Annotated in this window: 23 protein-coding genes and 2 pseudogenes; 11 read left to right on the top strand and 14 right to left on the bottom strand. The window is 72.9% G+C overall.

All coding sequences use genetic code 11. The features are described 5' to 3' along the window. Nucleotides 1–18 precede the first annotated feature (18 nt). The 3 genes from ACZ5CZ_RS36990 to ACZ5CZ_RS36980 all read right to left on the bottom strand — a co-directional run bounded on the left by ACZ5CZ_RS36990 (nucleotide 19) and on the right by ACZ5CZ_RS36980 (nucleotide 2,997). Nucleotides 19–798 (bottom strand): hypothetical protein, encoded by a 780-nt coding sequence (locus ACZ5CZ_RS36990; RefSeq protein WP_468949148.1) that lies wholly within the window; start codon nucleotides 796–798, stop codon nucleotides 19–21. Continuing rightward, nucleotides 798–1,337, bottom strand: a complete 540-nt coding sequence (locus ACZ5CZ_RS36985) for a SigE family RNA polymerase sigma factor (protein ID WP_385845189.1) — start codon at nucleotides 1,335–1,337, stop codon at nucleotides 798–800. Before ACZ5CZ_RS36985 ends, ACZ5CZ_RS36990 begins: the two co-directional genes overlap by 1 nt. A 250-nt stretch (nucleotides 1,338–1,587) precedes the next feature. Beyond that, on the bottom strand, nucleotides 1,588–2,997 hold the full coding sequence (locus ACZ5CZ_RS36980; RefSeq protein WP_468949146.1) for an MFS transporter: 1,410 nt from the start codon (nucleotides 2,995–2,997) through the stop codon (nucleotides 1,588–1,590). A 227-nt stretch (nucleotides 2,998–3,224) separates the two neighbouring features. On the opposite strand from ACZ5CZ_RS36980, the gene ACZ5CZ_RS36975 reads away from it, so the two are divergent. From ACZ5CZ_RS36975 to ACZ5CZ_RS36955, 5 genes are all read left to right on the top strand, one after another. Continuing rightward, the gene (locus ACZ5CZ_RS36975) at nucleotides 3,225–4,973 is read left to right on the top strand and encodes an MFS transporter (RefSeq protein WP_468949144.1); all 1,749 of its coding nucleotides are present in this window, start codon (nucleotides 3,225–3,227) and stop codon (nucleotides 4,971–4,973) included. A 200-nt stretch (nucleotides 4,974–5,173) separates the two neighbouring features. Then, nucleotides 5,174–5,839, top strand: a complete 666-nt coding sequence (locus tag ACZ5CZ_RS36970) for a class I SAM-dependent methyltransferase (protein ID WP_385845192.1) — start codon at nucleotides 5,174–5,176, stop codon at nucleotides 5,837–5,839. A 10-nt stretch (nucleotides 5,840–5,849) separates the two neighbouring features. Continuing rightward, nucleotides 5,850–6,779 carry an N-acetylmuramoyl-L-alanine amidase gene (locus ACZ5CZ_RS36965; RefSeq protein WP_385845193.1) on the top strand — a complete coding sequence of 310 codons (930 nt, stop codon included), beginning with the start codon at nucleotides 5,850–5,852 and terminating at the stop codon, nucleotides 6,777–6,779. Nucleotides 6,780–6,862: 83 nt separating this feature from the next. Further along, nucleotides 6,863–7,711 carry a hypothetical protein gene (locus tag ACZ5CZ_RS36960; protein WP_468949141.1) on the top strand — a complete coding sequence of 283 codons (849 nt, stop codon included), beginning with the start codon at nucleotides 6,863–6,865 and terminating at the stop codon, nucleotides 7,709–7,711. A gap of 106 nt (nucleotides 7,712–7,817) precedes the next feature. Further along, complete coding sequence (locus ACZ5CZ_RS36955) at nucleotides 7,818–8,828, top strand: LLM class F420-dependent oxidoreductase (RefSeq protein ID WP_468949139.1); 1,011 nt, start codon at nucleotides 7,818–7,820, stop codon at nucleotides 8,826–8,828. Nucleotides 8,829–8,835: 7 nt separating this feature from the next. On the opposite strand, the gene ACZ5CZ_RS36950 is transcribed toward ACZ5CZ_RS36955, so the two are convergent. Continuing rightward, nucleotides 8,836–9,402: a hypothetical protein gene (locus tag ACZ5CZ_RS36950; RefSeq protein ID WP_385845290.1), complete on the bottom strand. Its 567-nt coding sequence runs from the start codon at nucleotides 9,400–9,402 to the stop codon at nucleotides 8,836–8,838. Between the two features lie 140 nt (nucleotides 9,403–9,542). On the opposite strand from ACZ5CZ_RS36950, the gene ACZ5CZ_RS36945 reads away from it, so the two are divergent. Further along, complete coding sequence (locus ACZ5CZ_RS36945) at nucleotides 9,543–9,836, top strand: hypothetical protein (protein WP_385845196.1); 294 nt, start codon at nucleotides 9,543–9,545, stop codon at nucleotides 9,834–9,836. Between the two features lie 24 nt (nucleotides 9,837–9,860). Here ACZ5CZ_RS36945 and ACZ5CZ_RS36940 read toward each other — a convergent pair whose 3' ends face one another. From ACZ5CZ_RS36940 to ACZ5CZ_RS36930, 3 genes are read right to left on the bottom strand one after another with little or no spacing between them, the layout of a single operon-like run. Then, entirely contained in the window at nucleotides 9,861–10,931 is a 1,071-nt protein-coding gene (locus ACZ5CZ_RS36940) for a prenyltransferase/squalene oxidase repeat-containing protein (RefSeq protein ID WP_468949136.1), read from the bottom strand. Beyond that, nucleotides 10,928–11,674 (bottom strand): class I SAM-dependent methyltransferase, encoded by a 747-nt coding sequence (locus ACZ5CZ_RS36935; protein ID WP_385845198.1) that lies wholly within the window; start codon nucleotides 11,672–11,674, stop codon nucleotides 10,928–10,930. Before ACZ5CZ_RS36935 ends, ACZ5CZ_RS36940 begins: the two co-directional genes overlap by 4 nt. Further along, the gene (locus ACZ5CZ_RS36930; RefSeq protein ID WP_468949134.1) at nucleotides 11,668–13,080 is read right to left on the bottom strand and encodes a glycosyltransferase family 4 protein; all 1,413 of its coding nucleotides are present in this window, start codon (nucleotides 13,078–13,080) and stop codon (nucleotides 11,668–11,670) included. The genes ACZ5CZ_RS36935 and ACZ5CZ_RS36930 overlap by 7 nt, the downstream gene beginning before the upstream one ends. A 221-nt stretch (nucleotides 13,081–13,301) precedes the next feature. On the opposite strand from ACZ5CZ_RS36930, the gene ACZ5CZ_RS36925 reads away from it, so the two are divergent. Further along, on the top strand, nucleotides 13,302–13,910 hold the full coding sequence (locus tag ACZ5CZ_RS36925) for a TetR family transcriptional regulator (protein ID WP_385845200.1): 609 nt from the start codon (nucleotides 13,302–13,304) through the stop codon (nucleotides 13,908–13,910). 277 nt (nucleotides 13,911–14,187) lie between these two features. Here the strand turns inward: ACZ5CZ_RS36925 and ACZ5CZ_RS36920 are convergent, their stop codons facing one another. The 3 genes and pseudogenes from ACZ5CZ_RS36920 to ACZ5CZ_RS36910 form a co-directional block, all read right to left on the bottom strand. Next, nucleotides 14,188–14,421 (bottom strand): ferredoxin, encoded by a 234-nt coding sequence (locus ACZ5CZ_RS36920; RefSeq protein ID WP_385845201.1) that lies wholly within the window; start codon nucleotides 14,419–14,421, stop codon nucleotides 14,188–14,190. 2 nt (nucleotides 14,422–14,423) lie between these two features. Then, on the bottom strand, nucleotides 14,424–15,875 hold the full coding sequence (locus ACZ5CZ_RS36915; RefSeq protein WP_468949131.1) for an aldehyde dehydrogenase: 1,452 nt from the start codon (nucleotides 15,873–15,875) through the stop codon (nucleotides 14,424–14,426). 119 nt (nucleotides 15,876–15,994) lie between these two features. Next, nucleotides 15,995–16,231, bottom strand: a pseudogene (locus ACZ5CZ_RS36910) (site-specific integrase); the annotation flags it as partial. A gap of 3 nt (nucleotides 16,232–16,234) precedes the next feature. Here ACZ5CZ_RS36910 and ACZ5CZ_RS36905 point away from each other — a divergent pair. Next, nucleotides 16,235–16,627, top strand: a pseudogene (locus tag ACZ5CZ_RS36905) (transcriptional regulator); the annotation flags it as partial. Here ACZ5CZ_RS36905 and ACZ5CZ_RS36900 read toward each other — a convergent pair. Beyond that, nucleotides 16,608–17,270, bottom strand: coding sequence for an HAD family hydrolase (locus ACZ5CZ_RS36900; protein ID WP_468949129.1), 663 nt, complete (start codon nucleotides 17,268–17,270; stop codon nucleotides 16,608–16,610). The pseudogene ACZ5CZ_RS36905 and the gene ACZ5CZ_RS36900 overlap by 20 nt on opposite strands. A 214-nt stretch (nucleotides 17,271–17,484) precedes the next feature. On the opposite strand from ACZ5CZ_RS36900, the gene ACZ5CZ_RS36895 reads away from it, so the two are divergent. Then, nucleotides 17,485–18,510: an MBL fold metallo-hydrolase gene (locus ACZ5CZ_RS36895; protein WP_468949223.1), complete on the top strand. Its 1,026-nt coding sequence runs from the start codon at nucleotides 17,485–17,487 to the stop codon at nucleotides 18,508–18,510. 127 nt (nucleotides 18,511–18,637) lie between these two features. Continuing rightward, a complete protein-coding gene (locus tag ACZ5CZ_RS36890; RefSeq protein ID WP_468949127.1) occupies nucleotides 18,638–19,087 on the top strand; it encodes a nuclear transport factor 2 family protein in 450 nt (149 codons plus the stop codon). 13 nt (nucleotides 19,088–19,100) lie between these two features. Here the strand turns inward: ACZ5CZ_RS36890 and ACZ5CZ_RS36885 are convergent, their stop codons facing one another. Genes ACZ5CZ_RS36885 through ACZ5CZ_RS36875 form a run of 3 tightly spaced genes read right to left on the bottom strand, consistent with a single transcriptional unit; the run spans nucleotide 19,101 to nucleotide 21,659 of the window. Beyond that, nucleotides 19,101–20,324 (bottom strand): MAB_1171c family putative transporter, encoded by a 1,224-nt coding sequence (locus ACZ5CZ_RS36885; RefSeq protein WP_385845291.1) that lies wholly within the window; start codon nucleotides 20,322–20,324, stop codon nucleotides 19,101–19,103. Then, the gene (locus ACZ5CZ_RS36880; RefSeq protein WP_385845207.1) at nucleotides 20,324–20,917 is read right to left on the bottom strand and encodes a hypothetical protein; all 594 of its coding nucleotides are present in this window, start codon (nucleotides 20,915–20,917) and stop codon (nucleotides 20,324–20,326) included. The genes ACZ5CZ_RS36885 and ACZ5CZ_RS36880 overlap by 1 nt, the downstream gene beginning before the upstream one ends. A 22-nt stretch (nucleotides 20,918–20,939) precedes the next feature. Next, entirely contained in the window at nucleotides 20,940–21,659 is a 720-nt protein-coding gene (locus ACZ5CZ_RS36875) for a helix-turn-helix domain-containing protein (protein ID WP_385845208.1), read from the bottom strand. A 340-nt stretch (nucleotides 21,660–21,999) separates the two neighbouring features. Here ACZ5CZ_RS36875 and ACZ5CZ_RS36870 point away from each other — a divergent pair, with 340 nt between their 5' ends. Continuing rightward, nucleotides 22,000–22,941, top strand: a complete 942-nt coding sequence (locus tag ACZ5CZ_RS36870; RefSeq protein WP_385845209.1) for an ATP-grasp domain-containing protein — start codon at nucleotides 22,000–22,002, stop codon at nucleotides 22,939–22,941. The last annotated feature ends 254 nt before the right edge of the window (nucleotides 22,942–23,195 follow it).

Below are 23,195 nucleotides of genomic sequence, written 5' to 3'. Positions count from 1 at the left end.
CTGCACCGGCGCGTCAGATCACTCGAACACCTCCGCGTTCGCATAACTGGTCCCCTCCGGGGCTGTGCACACGAACCAGTTCACCGGGGAACCGGCCGCCCGCACCGGCCGGGTCAGGGTGCTGGTGCCGTCCTTCCAGACGCACTTGACCTGCGGGGCGGTGGTGGAGACCTCGCCCACCACGAGCCGCTCCGGGCCGTCGGAGTTCCCCTCGGCCAGCGGCAGCGCCGCCGACATGGAGTCCGTGGCGGTCATGGACGCCCACTTCACGGCCGAGTCGAACATGATCACCCTGAGGTGGTTGCCGCCGTAGTACAGGCCCGCGTAGTGCGAGGTCTTGCCGATCAGGTGCAGGCGGTCGGGCAGCGCGCCCTCGTCGATGCCGTACTTCCGCATCGCGGCCAGCTGACCGGTCACCTCGGTGTGGTCCCGCGGCGGTCCCCACACGGAGAGCACGACACGCCACCTCTTGCCGTGGTCCGTGCCCCGCGCCAGCTCGGTGAGCTGCGGGGTGTACACATGCCGGGGGTCCTGCGGGGCGGGCGGCGCGGTGGCCACGTCCGACTGAGTGCCGGTGTGGCCGCCGCCGGGCAGCCCCGTCACGGCCAGCGTCGCCCCCGTGGAACCCGCCAGCACCAGGGCGGTGGCCGCGGCCACCGCCCAGCGGCGCGCCCTGCGGCGGCGGCCGCCCCGGATGACCGCCTGGACGGGGGCTATGCCGATCTCGACCTCGTCCGCGGCGTCCGCGAGAAGGAAGGAGATGTCGGTCCGGCTCATGTCGTTGTTCTCCGCGCTCATCACTTCCGCCCTCCGTGGGTCACCGTCTCCGCCAGTCCCGGTATGGCCCGCAGCTTCGCGATGCCCTTGGCCGCGTTGCTCTTGACCGTGCCGACCGAACAGCCCATCGCCTCGGCCGCCTGACTCTCGGTCAGGTCCTCCCAGTAGCGCAGGACCACCGCCTCGCGCTGCCGCACGGGCAGCTGGGCGAGCGCCTTGAGGAGGGTCCTGCGGTCGTCGGCCTGCGCGATCCGGTCCCCTGTGTCGGCCACCTCGGGCACCAGCCCCGAGTCGTCCTTCGGCGCCAGGTACTCCTTCAGCCTCCTGCGGTGCTTGCGCGCATGCAGATTGATCATCACGCGCCGTACGTACGCGTCGGGTTCGTCGGCCCTGCCGACCCGGCTCCAGGCCACGAAGACCCGCTCCAGCGTCGACTGCACCAGATCCTCGGCCGCGTGCTGCTCCCCCGTGAGAAGAAATGCCGTACGCATCAGCCGCGGCCAGCGGCCGACCATGAAGCTCTGGAACTCCTCGGCCCCTGTCTGCTTCCCGTCCCCCATGGGCACCTCCTAGACATTCAAAGGAGTCCATGAGCGGCCCGAACCGTTGCCCCCTCCCACGGAAAATCCCGGAAGCCGGTGCACCCGGCCCCCGGGCGGCGCCTCGGCGTCCTTCACTGTGCCCGCTTCGTGCGCACCGGCACCCCCCGCAGTGCCCGCTTCATGCGCACCGGCGCCCTCCGCAATACCCGCGTCAGCGCCCCGGCGGGCCCTCCGCAGCTCCCGCTTCAGCGCCCCGGCGCCGGCGCGCTCACTTCCGCGGCAGCCACAGCCGTACCAGCACCGCGCCGCACAGCAGGACCACCGTGCTCGCCCGGAAGGCCAGGGCGTAGCCGTCGGTCAGGGCCGCGGGGCCGGTGCCGCCGTCCGTGCCGGAGGCGGCGACCGTGGACATCACCGCGAGCCCCAGCGAGCCGCCCATCGTCCGGGAGGTGTTGATCAGGCCGGAGACCACCCCGGCCTCGCCCGGAGCCGCCCCGGAGGTGGCCAGCGAGGCGAGCGGGGTCGCGGCCAGGCCCGCGCCGAGCATCATCAGGACGCCCGGGATCATGATCGCGGTGACGTACTGCCCGTGCGCGCTCATCATCGACTGCCAGCCGAAGCCGGCCGCGGCCACCAGCGTGCCCAGCACCGCCACCGACCGGGCGCCCGCCGTCCGCATCAGCCGCGGCGCCAGCTTGGAGCCGACGACCACGGACAGCGAGCTGGGCACCAGGGCGACACCGGCCTCCAGCGGCGAGTAGTGGAGCACGTTCTGCGCGTACAGGGTCATGAAGTACCACATGCAGAACATGGCCGAGCCGGAGACGAACATCGCCGCGTTCGCCGAGGCCACCGAGCGCAGCCGGAGCAGCCCGAGCGGCATCAGCGGGGCCGCCGTACGCGCCTCGACCAGCAGGAAGCCGCCGATCAGCAGCAGACCGGCGAGCAGCGGCAGCAGCGTGGCCGGCGCCGCCCAGCCCTCGGCCTCGGTCTGCGAGATGCCGTAGGCCAGGGTGCCGAGGCCCGCCGTCACCAGCAGCGCGCCCGGCAGGTCCAGGCGCCGTCCGTCCCCGATGCGGCTCTCGGTGAGCCACAGCACCGAGCCGGCCAGCACCACCGCGCCCACCGGCACGTTGATCAGCAGCACCCAGCGCCAGGACAGCGCGTCCACGAGCAGCCCGCCGACCAGTCCGCCCGCGGCGCCGCCGCCCGCGCCCACCGCGGTCCAGGTCGCGATCGCGCGGGCCCGGGCCGGCCCCTCGGGCACGGCGGAGGTGAGCAGGGTCAGGGTGGAGGGGGCGAGCACCGCCGCGCCGAGCCCCTGCACGGCCCGCGCCAGCAGCAGCTGCCAGCCCTCCTGGGCCAGGCCGCCGCCCAGCGAGGCCAGCGTGAACAGGCCGAGCCCGACGAGGAACATCCGCTTGCGGCCGTACAGGTCGCCGGCCCGGCCGCCGAGCAGCATGAACCCGGCGAAGGCGATGGCGTAGGCGTTCACCACCCACTGGAGCCCGGAGGCGCTGAGCCCGAGGTCGGTGCGCATCGACGGAAGGGCGACGTTCACCACCGACACGTCCAGGACGACCAGGAACTGGCCGGCGCAGGCCAGCGCCACCACCAGCCAGGTGGGCGGCTTCGTCCGACGGGATATGACGGGCGGGGTCTCGGTGGCTTCCAGCATGGGTGTCATGTTCTCAACCCCATGACGGTCCTTGCATCGGCATTTCGGACCACCGGGCCCTAGGCCGCTGGGCCTACGCGGGGAGCCCTGGGACCCCCGCCGGCCCTTGACGCCATCTCAGAAACCCATGGAACGGTCAAGAATTCATTAGGAGCTCGAAGCAACGGAATAGTTGCCTGCGCATACGAGGTTTACCCAGCACTTATGTACACGGGAGGCCTCACTCAATGACGCAGACGACGACCGACCAGCCCACCCGGGCGGTGAGCGGGGCCGTGGTCCCGGTGCTCGCCTTCGCGGGCATCGTGGTCGCGGTGATGCAGACCCTGCTCGTGCCGGTCATCAAGGACCTGCCGCAGCTGCTGGACACCGCCCCCAGCAACGCCACCTGGGTCCTCACCTCGACCCTCCTGTCCGGCGCCGTGGCCACCCCGATCATGGGCCGGCTCGGCGACCTCTACGGCAAGCGGCGCATGCTGATCCTCAGCCTCGCCGTGATGGTGGTCGGCGCCCTGGTCAGCGCGCTCACCAGCCAGCTGCTCACCATGATCGTCGGTCGCACCCTCCAGGGCTTCGCCATGGGCGCGATCCCGCTCGGCATCGGCCTGATGCGGGACATGCTGCCGCGCGAGAAGCTCGGCTCGGCCATGGCCCTGATGAGCTCCTCCATCGGCGTCGGCGGCGGCCTCGCACTGCCCGCCGCCGCCCTGGTCGCGCAGCACGCCGACTGGCACGCCCTGTTCTACGGCGCCGCCGGCCTCGGCGTGCTGTCCATCGCGCTGACGCTCCTCGTCGTCCCCGAGTCCCCGATGCGGGCCGAGGGCACCTTCGACCTGGCCGGCGCGATAGGCCTGTCCACCGGTCTGGTGCTGCTCCTGCTGCCGATCACCAAGGGCAGCGACTGGGGCTGGTCCTCCGGCACCACGCTGGGCCTGTTCGCCGCGTCCGTCGTCGTGCTCCTCCTGTGGGGCCTGTTCGAGCTGCGCGCCGCGGCTCCCCTGGTCGACCTGCGCACCACCGCCCGCCCGGCGGTGCTCTTCACCAACCTGGCCTCGATCATGGTCGGTGTCGCGTTCTACGTCGTCTCGCTGGTCCTGCCCCAGCTGCTCCAGCTGCCGAAGGCGACCGGCTACGGCCTCGGCCAGTCCATGGTCGTCGCCGGTCTGTGCGTGGCGCCGCTGGGCCTGACCATGATGTTCACCGCCCCGGTCTACGCCCGCCTCTCCGCCCGCTTCGGCCCCAAGGTCACCCTCATCATCGGCCTGCTGATCATCGCCCTCGGCTACGGCGGCGGCCTCGGCCTGATGGACGCGGCCTGGCAGACGATCGTCACGTCCGTGGTCCTCGGCGCGGGCATCGGTCTGGCCTACTCCTCCCTGCCCGCGCTGATCGTCGGCGCCGTCCCGGCCTCCGAGACGGGCGCCGCGAACGGCCTGAACACCCTGATGCGGTCCATCGGCACCTCGGTGTCGAGCGCCGTCATCGGCATGGTCCTGGCCAACACGGCGAACGACGTCGGCGGCATCGAGATCCCGACCATGCACGGCTTCCGGGTCTCCTTCCTGATCGCCACGGCCGCCGTCGCCGCGGGTCTGGTGCTGGCGCTGTTCCTGCCGAAGGCCGGCCGCCCGGCCCCGCAGGAGCACCCGCAGCTGCGGGCCAGCAGCGAGGAGGACGCCGTGCTGGAGCGCGCCGAGGAGGTGCTGCGCGGCTTCCGCGGGCGGGTCCTGGGCGCCGACGGGGTACCGGTCGCCCGGGCCAAGGTCACGCTGATCGACCGCCGGGGACGGCAGGCCGGGGCGACCGTCTCCGACGAGGACGGCGGGTATGTGCTGGCCGTGCCGGAGCGGGGAGCGTATGTGCTGGCCGCGAAGGCCTCCGGCCATGGGCCGCTGGCTTCTGCCGCGACGCATTCCGGTGAGGAGCGGACTGTGGAGCTGGATCTGGCGTTGCCGGTGGAGGTGGTGAGCGCGTAGCGCTCTGCGCGTGGAGCTCGGGGGGTTCTGTTCGTCTTGCGGGTGACGCGCCGTCGTGGCTTGTCGCGCCCGCGCGGCGGAGCCGCATATCGATACGGCCCCGCGCCCCTTTGGGGCGTTGCCGCACCCCCGGTCACCTGAGTGACCGGGGGTGCGGCAGCATGGGCGGCCGGAACAGTCGTACGACCGGAAGGCTTCCCATGCCCGGCAGCGCCCCCAAGCCCGAAGTTCTGGCCGCGTTCGAAGCGGCCAAGGGTTTCATGCCCGTGGACGAGGGGCTGGCGTTGTACGAGGCCGCCGTCGAGGCCGGTGCGCTCGGGTTGCCGTTGCTGGAGGTCGGTACCTACTGCGGGCGGTCCACCATCCTGCTCGCCGACGCCGCCCGGGCGGCCGGGGTGACGGCGCTGACCGTCGACCACCACCGGGGCAGCGAGGAGCAGCAGCCCGGCTGGGACTACCACGACCCGGAGACCGTCGATCCGGAGGTAGGGCTCATGGACACGCTGCCGACCTTCCGGCGGACGCTGTTCCGGGCCGGGCTGGAGGAGCACGTGGTCGCCCTCGTCGGGCGCTCCCCGCAGATCGCCGCCTTCTGGAACTCCCCGCTCGGTCTCGTGTTCGTGGACGGCGGCCACACCGACGAGCACGCCACCGCCGACTACGAGGGCTGGGCGCCGCACCTCGCCGAGGGCGGACTGCTCGTCATCCACGACGTGTTCCCGCACCCCGAGGACGAGTTCACCGGCCAGGCGCCGTACCGGGTGTATCTGCGGGCGCTGGAGTCCGGGGCGTTCACGGAGGTCTCCGCCACCGGTTCGCTGCGTGTCCTGCGGCGAACCGGCGCCGGGATCGGAACGGCCGGTTAGAGTCGCAGACGTGTCGTACGCAGGACCGGAATTCGAACCCCCGCAGGTACGCCGGCTCCGGCGTGGCCCGCTGACCGTGGCGCTGGCCGCGCTGGTGCCCGGGGCGCTGGCCGGCTGGGCGGTGTACGCGGCGGTGGGCGGCGGCGGCGCGGACGGCCCGGACCGTGCGCAGGCCGGCGCCTCGCACACGAACCCCTCGGCGGCCTCGTCCGCACCGTCTCCTGGACGACCCTCCCCCGACGACGGGAAGTCGTCCGCCACCCCGCTCGCCGGGAAGGTCATCGTCATCGACCCGGGCCACAACCCGGGCAACTTCCGGCACACGACGGAGATCAACCGCCCGGTGGACATCGGCACGAACCGCAAGGAGTGCGACACCACCGGGACGTCCACGAACGCCGGTTACACGGAGGCCGAGTTCACCCTCGACGTGGCACACCGGGTGCGCACCCTGCTGGAGAAGCAGGGCGCCACCGTGAAGTTCACCCATGACGGGAACAGCCCGGCGTGGGGGCCGTGCGTGGACCAGCGGGCCCGGATCGGGAACACCGCGCACGCCGACGCGGCCGTCTCCATCCATGCCGACGGCGCCACGGAGGGCGACCGGGGCTTCCATGTCATCCTGCCCGGGCCGGTGCACTCCGGTGCCGCCGACACCCGCCCGATCGTCGGCCCCTCGCGCGACCTGGGCACCCGGATCGTGGGCCGCTTCCTGCGCGACACCGGGGAGCCGCCCTCCAACTACCTCGGAAAAGGTACCGGTCTCGTCACACGTACGGACCTGGGCGGTCTCAATCTGTCAACAGTTCCCAAGGTGTTCATCGAGTGCGGCAACATGCGCGATAGCAAGGACGCGGCACTCCTGACCAGCGGGACGTGGCGGCAGCGTGCGGCGCGAGGGATCTCTGAGGGAATCGTGAGTTTCCTGCGTCGGTCGTGACCGCCGGGTGGATTCGGCCGTACGGCCGAATCCCGCGGCAGGTAGTGTCTACCGACGACGAGACGACCGACGAAGGACCTGAAGTGAATATCCGCTCCCTCACCAGGGGCGACGGCGCGGTGATCGTGGCAGCGTTGGTGCTGTTCATCGCGTCGTTCCTCGACAACTACTCGTACAACGTCGACGGCGCAGACAGCCTCGACATGCCGAACCTCTGGGCGAGCGGACCGGTCTTCCTCGGCGTGGTGCTCACGGGGATCATCGGCGCCGCGCTCGTCGTCGTGAACCGCGGGCTGCCGCAGCCCCGCAAGGTGGCCGGGCTCGACCTCGGCCAGGCCGGCGTCGCGTTCACCGTGGCCGCCGCGCTCTCGGCGCTCGGCAATGTCATCGACCCGGCCGGCGGCGGCAACAACTTCGGCGGCTCCAGCAGCGACGGTCCGGACGCGGGCACGGGGCTGATCCTCGCCCTGGTCGCCACGCTGGTCATGGCCGCGGCCGCCGTCGCCACCCCGCTGGTCCCGGCGCTCCAGGCCGCGCTGCTCCCGGCCAACAAGCCGGCCGCCCCGCTGCCCTACGGCGGTCAGCCGTCCGGTGGTTACGGCTACCCGGGTGCCCCGGCCGCCGCGCAGACGCCGTACGGCGCCCAGCCGCAGCCGGGCCAGCCGTTCGGCCAGCAGCAGCCGGCGGCCCCGCAGGGGGCCGCGGCCCCGGCTCCGGAGGCGCAGCCGGCCGGGGACTTCTCGCCGTTCTGGTTCGCGGTGCCGGTGGCCCGTCCGCTGTTCGGTGAGGACGGTGCGCCGACCCCGATCGCCGAACTGGCGCCCGGCACCTGGTACCTGGCGGTCGAGCAGCGCGGTGCCGCGCTGGTCGCGCAGACCCAGGACGGCCGCCGTGGCGTCCTCCAGGACACCTCCGGCATCCAGCGCGGCTGACCCGCCGGAACCGTCGCACACGGCCCCTCGCCCTTCCGGGCGGGGGGCCGTTGCCGTACAGTCACGCGACCGGCAGGGAATTGACGGACCGTCAGGAGGATCCGGTATGCGGCTGGGTCTGGCACTCGGATACTGGGGGCGCGGTCCCGATCCCCGGCACGTGGCGCTCGCGCGGGAGGCGGAGCGGCTCGGGTACGCCTCGGTGTGGACGGCGGAGTCCTGGGGCTCGGACGCCTTCACCCCGCTGACCTGGATCGCCGCGCACACCTCGACGATCGGGCTGGGTACGGCGGTTGCCCAGATGGCCGCCCGCTCACCGGCCGCCACCGCGATGCACGCCCTCACCCTGGACCACCTCTCCGGCGGGCGGGTGCTGCTCGGGCTCGGACTGTCCGGGCCGCAGGTGGTGGAGGGCTGGTACGGCCGTCCGTTCCCGGCGTCGCCGCTCGCCGCGACCCGGGAGTACGTGGAGGTCGTACGGCAGGTGCTGCGGCGGGAGGCGCCCGTGGAGGCGGCCGGACGGTTCCATCCGCTGCCCTACCGGGGACCGGACGGCACCGGACTCGGCAGGCCCCTGAAGTCCATCACGCATCCGCTGCGCCGGGACCTGCCGGTGCTGCTGGGCGCCGAGGGCCCGAAGAACGTCGCCCAGACCGTGCGGATCGCCGACGGCTGGCTGCCGCTGTACTGGGCGCCGAGCCGGCCCGAGGTGTACGGCGAGGCGGTGCGGGAGCTGCCCCAGGGGTTCATGGTGGCGCCGATGGCGCGGGTGAAGGTCTGCGACGACGTGGCGGAGGGGCTGCTGGCCGTCAAGGCCATGCTGGGCTTCTACATCGGCGGCATGGGGCACGCGGCCCGGAACTTCCACGCCGATCTGATGGCCCGTATGGGGTACGAGGAGGCGGCGCGGCGGATCCGGGAACTGTTCCTCGCCGGGCGGCGGCAGGAGGCGGTGCTGGCCGTGCCGGACGCCTTCGCCGACGAGATCTCCCTGGTCGGCCCGCGCGAACGCATCGCCGAGCGGCTGGCGGCCTGGCGGGCGGGACCGGTGACGGACCTGCTGGCCCTGTCCCCGGACCCGCACACGCTCCGGGTGCTCGCGGAGCTGAACTCCTGAGCGGCGGCTAGCCCTTGGAGAGCTGGGAGGCCGAGGGGACCTGGTCCTTGACCGTGGCGCCGGCGCTGGCGCCCGCCTCCTTCACCTTGGCGATGACGTCGTCGAAGGAGTTGGCCGCGTTCGAGTCACCGCTGCGCAGCTTGGCCGGCAGGCTCTTCAGGGCCGCGATGCTCGCGCTGAGCGGGGCGAGCGCCTTGGACAGCGCCGGATCGCCCTGGGCGTTGCGGACGGCCGCCTTGAGCCGGTTGTAGGTGAACGCGCCCGCCAGCCCGGCCTTCACCAGGGCCAGCTTGCGGCCGTGCGCGCCCTTCTTGAACTTGCCGGCCTTCCAGGGCTTCACGATCCACTGGTAGGTGGCGCCGGCGGCGAGGCCCGCGTTCGCCACGAAGCGGGTCTTGGCGAACTTCTGCCGTTCGGCGGAGGTGCTGGGGCTCGGGCTGTCGGCGGCGGGCATGGCCTGCACCGCCACGCTGTCCTTCGTACGGGTCTGGCCGGTTCCGCAGGCGGTGGCACCGGCCAGCATGGCACAGCACAGGGTGAGCGCCACGACAAGGCGCCGCATCGGCACGGACATCGGTACGGGCACGGGGTCCTCCGGACACGTCCTCCCCGAGTGGTCTGCTTCCTCGGGCAGCCTCCCCCGGGGCGGCCGCACGCGCCACTTGGCGTCCGCCGTCCGGGTTTCACCGCCCGTCGCCCGGCAATCCGGAAGGTATGTCCCCTCGATATCGCAACCCTGCGAATCAGGCCGGGACGGTCGTCGCGATCGTCGCCGACGTCATGGCCGTGATCCTCGGCCTGTGGATCCTGATGTATCTGCTGGAGGCGAACCGGGCCAACAGCCTGGTCCAGTTCGTCCATGACACAGCCAGGTGGCTGGCGGGCTGGTCCCACGACCTCTTCACGTTCAACGAGGCGTGGGCCCGGGTCGTCGCAGGCTATGGCCTGGCCGCCGTGGTCTATCTGTTCGTCGGCCACGCCATCGCCCACCGCCTGCACCGGCACTGACACCGGGCCCCGGCTCGCTGTCGGCTAGCCGCAGCAGTCGGGGTCCAGGCCGCTCGGGAGGTGTTCGGCGCCGAAGACCGCGCACGTCGCGTCGTGCCCGCCCAGCGCCGCCACCGCGAGCAGCAGCGACCCCGCCGTCCACGAGGTGAGTTCGCGCGGCCAGATCGCGTCGTCCTCGAAGACGTAGCCCGTCCAGTACAGGCCGGTCTCCGGGTCGCGCAGATGCTGGATGGACTGGAGGATCTCCAGCGCGCGGTCCGACTCGCCCATCGCCCACAGGGCCAGGGCGAGTTCGCTGGACTCGCCGCCGGTCACCCAGGGGTTGGGGACCACGCAGCGCACCCCGAGGCCGGGGACGACGAAGCGGTCCCAGGACTCCTCGATGCGGGCCTTGGCCTCGGCTCCGGTGAGGGCGCCGCCGAGGACCGGGTAGTACCAGTCCATCGAGTAGCGGTCCTTGTCGAGGAACCGCTCCGGGTGCCGGCGGATGGCGTGCCGCAGCGCCCCGGCCGCCAGCTCCCAGTCCGGCTGCGGCTCCTCGCGCTGCTCGGCGATGGCCAGCGCGCAGCGCAGCGCGTGGTGGATCGAGGAACTGCCGGTCAGCAGGGCGTCCGTGGCCGCTGTACCGTCGTCGTCGCGGCGCCAGCCGATCTGCCCGCCGGGCTGCTGGAGCCGCAGCACCCACTCCACGGCCGCGTAGACACAGGGCCACATGCGGTCCAGGAACGTGTCGTCGCCGGTGGAGAGGTAGTGGTGCCAGACGCCTACGGCTATGTAGGCGACGAAGTTCGACTCGCGGGCGCGGTCGGTGACGTCGTCGTGGGCGCCGTCGGCGTAGGCCGCGTACCAGGAGCCGTCCTCGTTCTGGTGCCGGGCCAGCCAGAGGTAGGCCCGCTCGGCGGCCTCGTGCTCGCCGGCCGCGTCCAGGGCCATGGCGGCCTCGGTGTGGTCCCACGGGTCGAGGTGGTGGCCGCGGAACCAGGGGATCGCGCCGTCCTCCCGCTGCACCGCGAGGATGCCGCGCACGGTCGCGGCGGCCTGCTCGGCGGTGAGGACCCCGGGCAGGACGAGGTGTTCTGTCCGGGGAGTGGTCACCGGGCGGCCGCCTCGTCGGAGAGCCGGGGCAGGTGCGGCTTGGTCGCGTAGACGACGAAGCTCTTGCCGATCAGCGGGTTGAGCGCCTGCTCGGCGACCCGGGTGGCGAGCGGCTTCTTCATGATGTCCCAGACCAGCAGCTTGTGGTACGCCTTCACCGGCAGCGCCTTGTCGTTGTCGACGCCGAAGGCGCACTTCAGCCACCAGTACGGCGAGTGCAGGGCGTGCGCGTGGTGGGTGCCGTACGGCTTCAGGCCCGCCTCGCGGACCTTGGCGAGCAGTTCGTCCGCCTTGTAGATGCGGATGTGGCCGCCCTCGACCTCGTGGTAGGCGTCGGACAGCGCCCAGCAGACCTTCTCGGGGCCGTAGCGCGGCACGGTGATCGCGATGCGGCCGCCCGGCCGGAGGACCCGGACCATCTCCGCGAGGACGCCCTTGTCGTCGGGGATGTGCTCCATCACCTCGGAGATGATGACGACGTCGAAGGACTCGTCCGGGAAGGGCAGGGCGAGGGCGTCGCCCTCCATCGCGGTGGCGGTGGCCCCGGCCGGCGCCTCCCCGGCCTCCTTCATCGCCGCGAACCACTTGGCGACCTCGCGGATCTCCTCGGCGTTCTGGTCGAGGGCCACCACCTGGGCGCCGCGCCGGTAGCACTCGAAGGCGTGCCGGCCGGCCCCGCAGCCGAGGTCCAGGACTCGGTCGCCCGGGGCGAGCGGGAACCGGGAGAAGTCGACGGTCAGCACGTGGCCCTGCTTTCGGAGGAGACGCCTGCAACGGTTACCGGGTCCGCGAAGCGGCCGGGGGTCTGGGCCGCCGAGCGGCCGGGGCCCGGGGTGCGGGGGGTGCCCGCGGAGCGGGCGATGGCCTCGCGGTAGTGGGCGACGGTGCCCTCCGCGGCGCGCGCCCAGGTGAAGTGCCGCAGCACCCTGTCCCGGCCCGCCGAGCCGAGCCGGGCCCGCAGCTCCGGGTCCCCGAGCAGCCGGCCGAGCCCGGCGGCCAGCGCCCCCGCGTCCCCGGGCGGTACGGCCAGACAGGTCTCGCCGTCGCGGCCGGCGACCTCGGGGATCGCGCCGCCGGTGGTGGCGAGCAGCGGGGTGCCGGTGGCCATGGCCTCGGCGGCGGGCAGCGAGAACCCCTCGTACAGCGAGGGCACACAGGCGATCTCGGCCGAGCGGATCAGGTCGACCAGTTCGGCGTCGGAGATGCCCTTGACGAAGTCGACGGCGCCGTCGAGGCCGTACCGCTCGATGGCCGCCGCGACCGGCCCCTTGGTGGGCCGCTTGCCGACGACGACGAGATGGGCGGCCGGGTGCTCGGTGCGCACCTTGGCCAGCGCCTCCACCAGGAACACCAGGCCCTTGAGGGGCACGTCCGCGCTGGAGGTGGTGACGATCCGGCCCGGCACCTCGGCCACGGACGGATCCGGCGCGAACAGATCGGTGTCGGCGCCGATGTGGACGACGTGCAGCCGGTCGTCGCGGACGCCGAGGTGGTCCACGATCTCCTGCTTGGAGGTGCCGGAGACGGTGAGCACCGAGGGCAGCCGGCGGGCGACACGCTTCTGCATCCGGGTGAAGGCGTACCAGCGGCGCACCGCGTAGCGGCGCTGCCGGCTGTCGGCCGCGTCCAGTTCGAGCTGCCGGTCGACGGTGATGGGGTGGTGGATGGTGGTGACCAGCGGGGCGCCGATGTCACCGAGGAGGCCGTAGCCGAGGGTCTGGTTGTCGTGGACGACGTCGAACTCGCCGCGCCGGGCGCGCAGATGGCGGCGGGCCCGCAGCGAGAAGGTCAGCGGCTCGGGAAAGCCGCCGGTCCACATCGTCGCCACTTCGAGGGCGTCGATCCAGTCCCGGTACTCGCCCCGCCCGGGGGTGCGGAAGGGGTCGGGCTGGCGGTAGAGGTCGAGGCTCGGCAGCTCGGTGAGGGTGAGGCCGGGGTATCCCTCGTCGAGGACGGGGTACGGCTGCGATCCGATGACCTCGACCCGGTGCCCGAGCCGGGCCAGCTCCCGCGAGAGGTGACGTACGTACACCCCTTGGCCGCCGCAGAACGGGTTCCCTTTATAGGTGAGGAGAGCGATGTCGAGCGGTCGCCCGCCGTCGGCAGCGGGGCCTTCTTCGGCGCCTGCCGTCCGGGCCTCAGCGGTCACTCCGTGCCCCCTTCTGCCTGCACTGTCCCGCGAGACTACGACGGGACGCTAATCTAGAACAAGTTACAGACTTGATCGTTCAGGAGGCTCTGAATCTACCGGCAGGTAGGGGTGCTGTGAGCAGTGGATCAGGTGATTCGCGCCACGGCGCGCCGCCCTGTCGTGCAGGGTGATCACGAGCCCTGGAGATGCTCCTCACCGACTGTCACGGAACGGGACCCATGCCTGCGGAAGCCAGTACCACGCGGCCGGCGGCGCCGGCCCTGACCGAGCGGCAGGAAGCCCGCCGCCGCAGGATCCTGCACGCGAGCGCCCAGCTGGCCAGCCGGGGCGGCTTCGACGCCGTCCAGATGCGCGAGGTCGCCGAGTCCTCGCAGGTGGCCCTCGGCACCCTGTACCGCTACTTCCCGTCCAAGGTGCATCTGCTGGTCGCCACCATGCAGGACCAGCTGGAGCGCATGCACGGCACCCTGCGCAAGAAGCCCCCGGCCGGCGACACCGCCGCCGAGCGGGTCGCGGAGACCCTGATGCGCGCCTTCCGCGCCCTCCAGCGCGAGCCGCAGCTGGCCGACGCGATGGTCCGCGCCCTGACCTTCGCCGACCGCAGCGTGTCGCCCGAGGTGGACCAGGTCTCCCGGCAGACGACGGCGATCATCCTCGACGCGATGGGGCTGGACCACCCCACCCCGGAGCAGCTCTCCGCCGTCCGCGTCATCGAGCACACCTGGCACTCGGCCCTGATCACGTGGCTCTCCGGGCGTGCGTCGATCGCCCAGGTGAAGATAGACATCGAAACGGTGTGCCGGCTGATCGACCTGACCTCGGACTGATCCGGGGCAGCGAAAGACCTACGAGACGGTTCCCTTCGCCGGCATGGTCCGGATCAGGTGATGGGGGTCGCCGTCGGGCCCGACTGCTGCCCTCCGGCCTCTCAGCCCTACCGTCGCTGTCGGCCCGGGCGGATGCGTGTGCGTCTCGCCTGAGTCGGCTACCTCGGTCGGGCTCCCTCACTCGCCTCGTAGGCTGCTTCCAGGATAATCCCGACTCCGTCGGATGGAACCCCCCAATTACGACTATTTCCCGTCGGGGGGCTCCATGGCACCGGGGCTACTCCTCGGGCGGGAAGACCGCTTCCCCGCTGCCCAGCAGGGTGATCAGGATGGCCTCCACCGGGCATTGCTCGGCCGCCGCCAGGACCGGTTCGCTCGCGTCGGCGTCCGGGGCCACCGGGTGGGACTGGCGGGCGGAGTCCAGGCGGAAGGCGTCGGGGGCGTGGTGCAGGCACTGGGCGGAGCCGATGCACACCGACCGGTCGACCTCGATGTGCCAGCGGTCGCCCATCGTCAGGCCCCCGCCGGGAGGTGGATCATCTTGTGCTCGAGGTAGGCGCCGTAGCCCTCGGGCCCGAACTCCCGCCCGAGGCCGGAGTTCTTGTAGCCGCCGAACGGGCCGAGCATGTCCAGGCTGAAGGTGTTGACGGAGTAGGTGCCGGTGCGGACCTGCCGCGCCACCTCGATGCCGCGCTCGACGTCCGCGGTCCAGACGCTGCCGGACAGGCCGTACTCGGAGTCGTCGGCGATCCGTACGGCCTCGGTCTCGTCGCCGTACGGCAGCAGGCAGATCACCGGGCCGAAGATCTCCTCGCGGGCGATCCGCATGGTGTTGTCGACGTCGCCGAAGAGGGTCGGCTCGACGTACCAGCCCTTCTCCAGGCCCGCCGGGCGGCCGCCGCCGGTGAGTATCTTGGCGCCCTCCTCCTGGCCGATGCGGATGTAGTCGAGGCTCCGCTGCTGCTGGCGCCGGGCGACCAGCGGGCCGACCTGGGTGGCCGGGTCGAGCGGGTCGCCGACCCGGAGCGCGCTCGCGGCCTGGGCGAAGGCGTCGGCGAACTCGGCGTAGCGGGCGCGCGGGACCAGGATCCGGGTCTGCGCCACGCACGCCTGGCCGTTGTTCATCCAGGCCGCCGGGACGATGCCGGACACGGCCGTCTCCAGGTCGGCGTCCGGGAGCACGATCGCCGCGGACTTGCCGCCCAGCTCCAGGGTGACCCGGGTGAGGTTGCGGGCGGCGACCTCCATCACCCGCCGGCCGGCCGGGACCGAGCCGGTGAAGGAGACCTTGTCGACGCCGGGGTGGCCGACCAGGTACTCGCTGACCTCGCGGTCGGCGGGCAGCACGGAGAGGACGCCTTCGGGGAGACCGGCGTCCCGGGCGATGTCCGCCAGCAGATACGCGTCCAGCGGGGACTCCGGGGACGGCTTGAGTACGGCCGTGCAGCCGGCCAGCAGCGCGGGCGCGAGCTTGGCGGCGGCGACGAACTGGGGCACGTTCCAGGGGACGACCGCGGCGACCACCCCGACCGGTTCGCGCCGGACCAGGATCGGGCCGAGGACCCCGGCGCGCCGCTCCTCGTACGGGTACGCGCGCGCGACCCCGATCGCCGCGTCCCACACCATCATCGCGCCGAGCGCCTGGGCGAGGACGCTCCAGGAGTACGGGGAGCCGTTCTCGGCGGAGATCACCCGGGCGATCTCCTCGTGCCGGGCGGCGATGCCGTCCTTGATACGGCTGACGACCTCGATCCGCTCCTCCAGGCCGGCGCGCGGCCACGGCCCGGCGTCGAAGGCCCGGCGCGCGACCGCCACGGCCCGGTCGACATCGGCCCGGGAGGCGTGCGGGACGCGACCGATGACCTCCTCGGTGTGCGGGGAGATCACCTCGATGACGCCCTGCCCCAGGGGATCGGTCAACTCCCCGCCGATGAACAGCTGTCCGTGTTCCACGACCTCGGCCATACCCGACCGCCTCCCGCCGCACCGCAGGTTTCTGACGCTGTTTCAGAACTGATATCAGTTCTAGTTCCAGTAGTCCACGGAGAGGACGAGAATGCGCCTGACCAGGGGTTTCCCGGAGATCAGGGGCGGGTGCGGAAGCCGTGGGCCCTCAGGGGGCCGCCGGATCCTCGCGGGCCGTGCAGTACATCGCGTCGACGGCGTTCCCTCGTACGCGTCTCGCTGCTCGGCATGAGGTGGGTGTAGGTACGGAGCGTGAAGCGGGCGTCGGCGTGGCTGAGGTAGGCGCTGAGGGCCTTGATGCTCTCCCCGGAGTCGAGGAGCACCGAGGCGTAGAAGTGCCGGAGCGCGTGCATGCCGGCGAGCATGCGTCGCCCGAGTGGTTCGACTGGTTCAGTCCCGTCCGCCTGGCCGCGTTCAAGGGGAACACCCAGCTCCGCGCCGGTCATCTCCCGCAGGCCCGGACCACGCTCCTCGAAGTCCTGGACGCGCTCGGCCCGGCCGACGAGAAGCAGAGCACGGTCGTCCTCGGCGATCTCGCCGCAGTCGAAGCAGCCGCAGGCGACCCGGAAGCCGCGTGCGGGTACGCGGTCCGGGCACTGGATCAGCTGGAGCGAACCTGGTACGCGACGGGCATGGACCGCGTGCGGGAGGTGCGGCGCGCCCTGGCGCCGCACCAGCACGAGCGGTGCGTCCGCGACCTCGACGATCGCCTGTACGGATGGTCGACGACCGTCAGTGCCCTTGCTCGTTGAACTGCTTGATCAGCGGCGACAGTTCCAGGAGGCTCTCGACCCGGAAGGTCGGGAGCCTCTCCGCCTCTTCGCTCCGCCACTGAATCGTCGCCCACGGCCCGCGGTGCACCAGCGCGGTGTGCATGCCCGCAGCGGCGGCCGGCCTGATGTCGTTGTCGACGCGGTCACCGACATACAGCATCTCGTCCACCTCGGCCGGCACCACCTCGGCGACCCGGTCGAAGAACGCGCGGTCCGGCTTGCTGGCGCCCCAGTCGTCACTGGTACCGATCAGGTCGACGTCCGGGGTGAACAACTCCCGGAGGATCCGGCCGGCGCGCACGGTCTGGTTCCCGGCGATGCCGAGCCACAGCCCGTCCGCACGGAGCGCGGCGAGCGCGTCGCGGACGTCGGGGTAGAGATCCTCTTCACCGAAGTGCTCGGGCTTCCCGGCAGCGGCCCGCTTCTCCCGCTCCTCGTACAGGTCGAAGCCCGGCCGGAAGGCCTGAAACACCTCGCGGTAGTCGCGGCCCTGGGCGATGACGGCGCCGAACATCGCCGCGAAGGTGTGGCGGGGGACGCCGAGCCAGTCGGCCCAGGTGCCGTACTCGGTGGTCTCGTCTACGAGGCACTCGCCCACGTCGAAGATCACAGCGCGAATCATGCGCTCAGCCTACGGCGCCAAGGGCTCCGCCCTCAGGGCTGGGCCGTCCCTGGACCGTCCGGGGGTGGTCGACGTCGGCAAGCGGCGGCGGACAGCGGAGACATCAGCACAGGTCAGCTCAACGCCGCGTCGGATCAGCCTAGTTGGGCATCCGCTGAAACCCGTTCTAGTTATAGTGGGCCATGGCCGTGGGGTGGGCGGGGTGGAGGAGCTGATGGGGAAGGTGTTCGAGCACGGCGGGGGTGTGTGGTCGGTTCGGGTGCCTATTCCGGACAATCCCCTTGGGTACACACTGGTGTACGTGGTGGACACCGACCGGGGGCCGGTGCTGGTCGACACCGGGTGGGACGATCCCGGCTCCTGGGACACGCTCACGGCGGGGCTGGAGGGCTGTGGTACGTCGGTGCGGGAGGTGTACGGGGTCGTCATCACGCATCACCACCCGGACCACCACGGGCTGTCGGCGCGGGTGCGCGAGGTCTCCGGTGCGTGGCTGGCGCTGCACGCGGCGGACGCGGCGATCGTGCGGCGGACGCGGGAGACCCGGCCCGAGCGCTGGTTCGCGTACATGGCCGCCAAGCTGACCGCCGCCGGGGCGCCCGCGGAGCATGTGGCTCCGCTGCACCGGCCGCGTCGGGGCGCGCTGCCCGCTCTCGCCCCCGCCCTGCCGGACCGGGAGATCGTCCCCGGCGAGCTGCTCGATCTGCCCGGCCGCCGGCTGCGCGCGATCTGGACCCCGGGGCACACCCCCGGCCATGTCTGTCTGCACCTGGAGGAGGAGCACCCGGCAGGACTGGCCGGGTACGGGCGGCTGTTCAGCGGTGACCATGTGCTCCCGGGGATCAGCCCGCACATCGGCCTGTACGAGGATCCCGACGACGCGACCTTGACCGATCCCCTCGGCGACTACCTCGACTCCCTGGAGCGCGTCGGCCGCCTCGCCCCCGCCGAGGTGCTCCCCGCGCACCAGCACGCCTTCACCGACGCGGCCGGGCGGGTACGGGAGCTGCTGCGCCACCACGAGGAGCGGCTGGCCGGTCTGCTCGCCCTGCTCGCCGAGCCGCTCACGCCCTGGCAGCTGGCCGAGCGCATGGAGTGGAACCGGCCCTGGGCCGAGATCCCGTACTCCTCCCGGAACATCGCGGTGTCGGAGGCCGAGGCCCATGTGCGGCGGCTGGTGAAGCAGGGGCGGGCGGAGCCGGTCGCGGGGAGCGCGCCGGTGGCGTACACGGCCGTGTGAGCCGGGTGCGGGCAGCGGGCCGGTGGCGTACGTGGCCGTGTGATCCGGGTGCGGGCAGCGGACCGGTGGCGTACACGGCCGTGTGATCCGGTCGCCCACGCAGGGCCGGCGCTGCTATACAGCCGCCATGGACACGATCGAGCAGCTCCTCGCCCGGCACGCCTGCGAGCGCGTCATCCTGGACTTCGTCCACCGCCTCGACCTCGGCGAACCGGCCACCGTGGCCGAGCTGTTCACCGAGGACGGTGTGTGGGAGTGGCCCGCGCCGGGGGACGGCCGGCGCAGCGAGGGCCGGGCGGCGCTGCGCGCCTACTTCGGCTCCCGGCCCGCCGACCGGCTCTCGCGCCGCTTCATGTCCAATGTCCTCGTCACCCTGACCGGCCCGGACACCGCCACCGCGGTCTCGTACTTCGCCACCTACCGCGTCGACGGCTACCACGGCGAGATGATCCCCGCGGGGCCGCCCGTGCAGATCGGCCACTACGAGGACACCTTCCGCCGCGTCGACGGAGAGTGGCTGCTGGCACACCGGGCACTCCACCTCCCCTTCGGCGGCCCCACGCCGAAGGCCGGCTGAGCAGACAGCCGTGTCACGCGGGTGAGGGGAGGCCTTCGGCGGCTGCCGCCTGGCGGCGGAACCTGTCGATCGCCGGGCCGTGCAGCCGCAGCGCCTGGGCGATGCACTCCAGTTCGCTGTCCGGGATGTCGGCGGCATCCGTGGGTGCTTCGGCGAGGCTGTCGGGAACCGGGGCGGGGGCCCGGTCGAGCGGCGCGGCCAGGATCTCCACCGCGGTCAGGACGTCCACCGCGCCGGCGATGCCCCGCGCGGTGCGGACCGGATAGCCCACCTCCGTCGCCGCCCGGCGCACCCGTTCGCGGCGGGCGCAGCTGAGGTGCGGGGCGAGCTTGAGCAGGCCGTCGTTGATGGTGGCCCGGCGCAGTTCCAGGCGGAGGGCGGCGCCGCTGACCCGGCCGGTGGCGGGGGCGGCCGGTGCCGCGACGGTCAGCATGGTCTGCCAGAGCGGCTTCAGGCGCCGGTGCGTGCGCACCAGCCGTCTCCGCTCCTCGACCACCGGACCCGCCTGGCCCGCGATGAAGCCCACCCCGACCAGGCCCGCCTCGGCGATGGCGAACGGCGGGGCGACATACGTGGACAGCCAGTCCCAGTCCCGGCCGCTCCAGCGGGCCCCGATCGCGGCGAGCTTGGAGGCGTCGAAGATGAGCCCGAGGGCGTAGGCGGTCTGGAGGAATATCACGCCCCGGCGCAGCCAGGTGTCCTCGACCTCCTGGAACCAGGCCCACAGCATCCCCGCGGCGACCAGCGCGGACACCAGGTGCGCCACGAGGTACAGCACCCCGAACTCGCGCATCCACGGCGTGTTGGCGTAGTAGGTGTCGAGGTCGCGGAGCCGCTCCACATGGTGGTCGCCGAGCAGGAACGTCGTCCACAGTCCGGCGACGATGGCGCCGTACGCGATCCAGACCAGGCGGGTGCGCCGGCGCCGTACGGCGGACGGCGGTTCGCGCCAGGTGATGATGAGCCACAGACAGGCGCCGCAGTAGGCGGTCAGCAGCGAGTACACCCACAGCCCGGCGAAGTTGGGGACGCCGCTGATCCGGTTGATGCGGTGCAGATTGGCGGGCGGCAGCGAGGCGAACACGATCGCGCCGATGCCGAGCAGCACCGCGGTGGCCCGCAGGATCGGGTCCTGCCAGGCCCGGCGCAGCAGCGGCAGCTTGATCACGAAGGCCACGGCGAACAGCGCGGACGGCACGGCGTACGCGGCGAAGGTGCCGGCGATGTCCCAGTCCATCACGGCCCGCCGATGTTGCCGAGCGAGGAGGACAGCCGGTCGGTGAGGGTGTCCTGGGTCAGCCGGCCCGCCGCCGCGCCCGGCCCGACCACCTTGGAGAACTTCGCCGCGAGCCGCAGCCCGCACTCCTCGGCCTCCCACTCGGCCGCGGCGGACCGGCCCGCGGGCGCCCGGGTGGCCATGGCGACGACCTCGTCCCAGGGGATGTCCTCCTCGGCCCGGGACAGCAGCCGGCGCGCGGCGGCGGGCAGCCCGTCCGGGTAGTGGACATCGAGGGTGCCGTAGTGGATGTGGCCGATCTCGTGCCCGGCGATGACGAACTTGTGCGGGTCCGGGGCGCGGTCCTCGACGACCACGATGTACCGCTCCTCGGTGGCGAGGGTGACCCCGGACACGTCCAGGTCGGACGGGAAGGCGACGAACTTCAGCCCGACCGGGCGGTCCAGCTGCGGGCTGAGCGTGGCGCACAGCGCGTGCAGGAACGCCTTGGCGGTGGTGGGCGGGGTGAGCGTGCGGGCGGTGTCGCGCACCAGCCGGTCGAGGAAGCGCTTGGGGGACCTGTCGGGCTTGGGCTTGCCGAGGTGTCGGGCCAAAGGGGCTCTCCAGGACGTCGGTTCAGGCACTCCCGGCGTCCCCCGCCCGGCCGGCCGACGCCCCCGCGGCGGTCGCCCGCGGGGCGGTCGCGCGCCCGGCCGGCGCGCCCGCGGCGGTCGCTCCCGCGGTCGCTCCCGCCGTCGCTCCCGTGGCGGCGCGCTCGGGGGCCCGCTCGGAGGAGATGATCATCTCGGCCAGATCGGCGAGGGTGGCGAGCTGGCGGGCGTTCATCTGCGGGGCCCGCGCGGCGAGCCGGACCAGTCCGCTCTCGCGCAGCCGCAGCAGCGGGTCCGCCTCGGCCTCCAGGCTCTGCACCACCGGCTGCAACGCCTCGTGCAGCGCCTCGGGTTCGTCGGCGGTGAAGTAGCCGGCGGGCAGGCCGAAGAAGCGGCGCAGCCGGTCGGTGTGCTCCAGGCTCGGCATGCCGCTCTTGCGCCACTCGCTCAGCCACTGCCGGCTGGTCCCGGCGATCCGGGCCAGCTCGTCCAGTGAGTACCGCTTGCCGTCCGGCCGGCGCCGGGTCTCGCGTATGAAGTCCAGCCGCTGGCGCACCCGCTCGGCCAGCCCCGTCTCCGGTGCCCGGCCGCCGGAGAGGAGCTCCACGACGGTGGCGACGGGAATGCCGGTGCGATGGGACAGGTCGGCCACGTCGAGGACCTCCGGCAGCCGCCCCGGCGGCCGTCCGGTCAACTCGCCGAGCCGGTGCAGGGCTTCGGCCAGCTCGGCATAGGCGTCACTCACCGGAATCCCCCCTGGGCCTGTCGTGGTGTCGTGCTCGGTGACTGGCCCGACGAGGTTACCGGGTCGTCGGTTCCCCGGCCAGATGTGACAAGAGCCCCTGCGGAATTAGGCAGCAATCGTTGACAGTCCGGGGTGCGATGGGTGAGGATCACGGCACAGAGAGCAAGATCCGACAGACCCGTCCCGGGTGCCGCCTATGGGGGAGCGGCATCCGGGGCGCCCTGTTCGCCTCGCACGAGAAGCCTGACCCCCTTCTCCACGCGACTGCCATGGACTCCCTTACGCCTGGCCGTCGTGCACACGTTTGGTGAACCTCTCTCTGCATGAAGGTGAGGCGTCGATGACGCAGCCCGTCCTTCTGCTCGGGGCCGGCCGGGCCGCGTACGGCGAGTTCCCGCTGGCCCGGATCGCCGCCGGCCGCCCGGTGGTGCTGGTCGCGCCCGCGCCGCCCGCCTGGGCGCGGCCGTACCTGGCCGGCCATGTCGCCGCCGATCCGGGCCGGGAGGCGGAGACGGCCGAGGCGGTCCTGCGGTACACGGCCCGGCACCGGGTCGGCGGCGTCCTGACCTGGTCCGGGCGGTACGTCCGCAGCACCGCGCGGATCGCCGCCTGGCTCGGACTGCCGGGCCTGCCGTACACGACGGCCGCGACCTGCGCCGATCCCTCGGCGGTACGGACCCTGCTCGCCCGGCACCGGGTGGTACCGGCAGCCGTGGAGGACGCGGAGGACGCAGAAGGGCCGCTGGTGTCCGCCGTGGCCGTGGTCCTCGACGACGAGGTCCGCATCACCGCACTCGTCCGTACGACCCCGGCGCCGCCGCCCGCCGAGGGCGCGCTGCGGCACTCGGTGCACGCCCATGACCCGCTGCTGCACAACCGGTTCCTCCGCCAGACCGTCGAACGCGCCGCCCGCGCCCTCCGGCTGGCCCACACCGTCGCCCATGTCGGCCTGCGGCTGACCTCCCGCGGTCCGCGGGTCACCGGGGTCACTCCCTGTCTGCCGGGGGACCTGGTACCGCTGCTGGTGGAGGAGGCCACCGGGGTCGACCTCGCGGGCGCCGCGGCGACGCTGGCCACCGGCGGCCTCCCGGACGTGTCGCCGACCCGCCAGCGGGCCGCCGCCGTCCAGTTCGCCCGCCCCGCCCCGCCCGCCGGCCGGCCCGCGCACTGGGTGGTCACGGGCGAGGACACCACGGAGTGCGAGCGCGCCCTCGACCACCTGACCCGCTCCCACCCGCGACCGGCCCTGTCCGACGCACCGTGGGAGCCGCGCGCGGCCTGAGCCGGTACGGGGCACGGCCGCCCCTCGGCGTGTGGCCTGAGCCGGTACGGGGCACGGCCGCCCCTCGGCGCGCGGCCTAACCCGGTACGGGGCACGGCCGCCCCTCGGCGCGCGGCCTAACCCGGCACGGGGCACGGCCGCCCCTCGGCGCGCGGCCCGACCCGGCACGGGGCACGGCCGCCCCTCGGCGCGCGGCCCGACCCGGCACGGGGCACGGCCGCCCCTCGGCGCGCGGCCCGACCCGGCACGGGGCA

The sequence above is a fragment of the Streptomyces sp. NPDC031418 genome (assembly GCF_055581605.1).
This window is presented reverse-complemented; position numbering and strand designations above follow the sequence as displayed.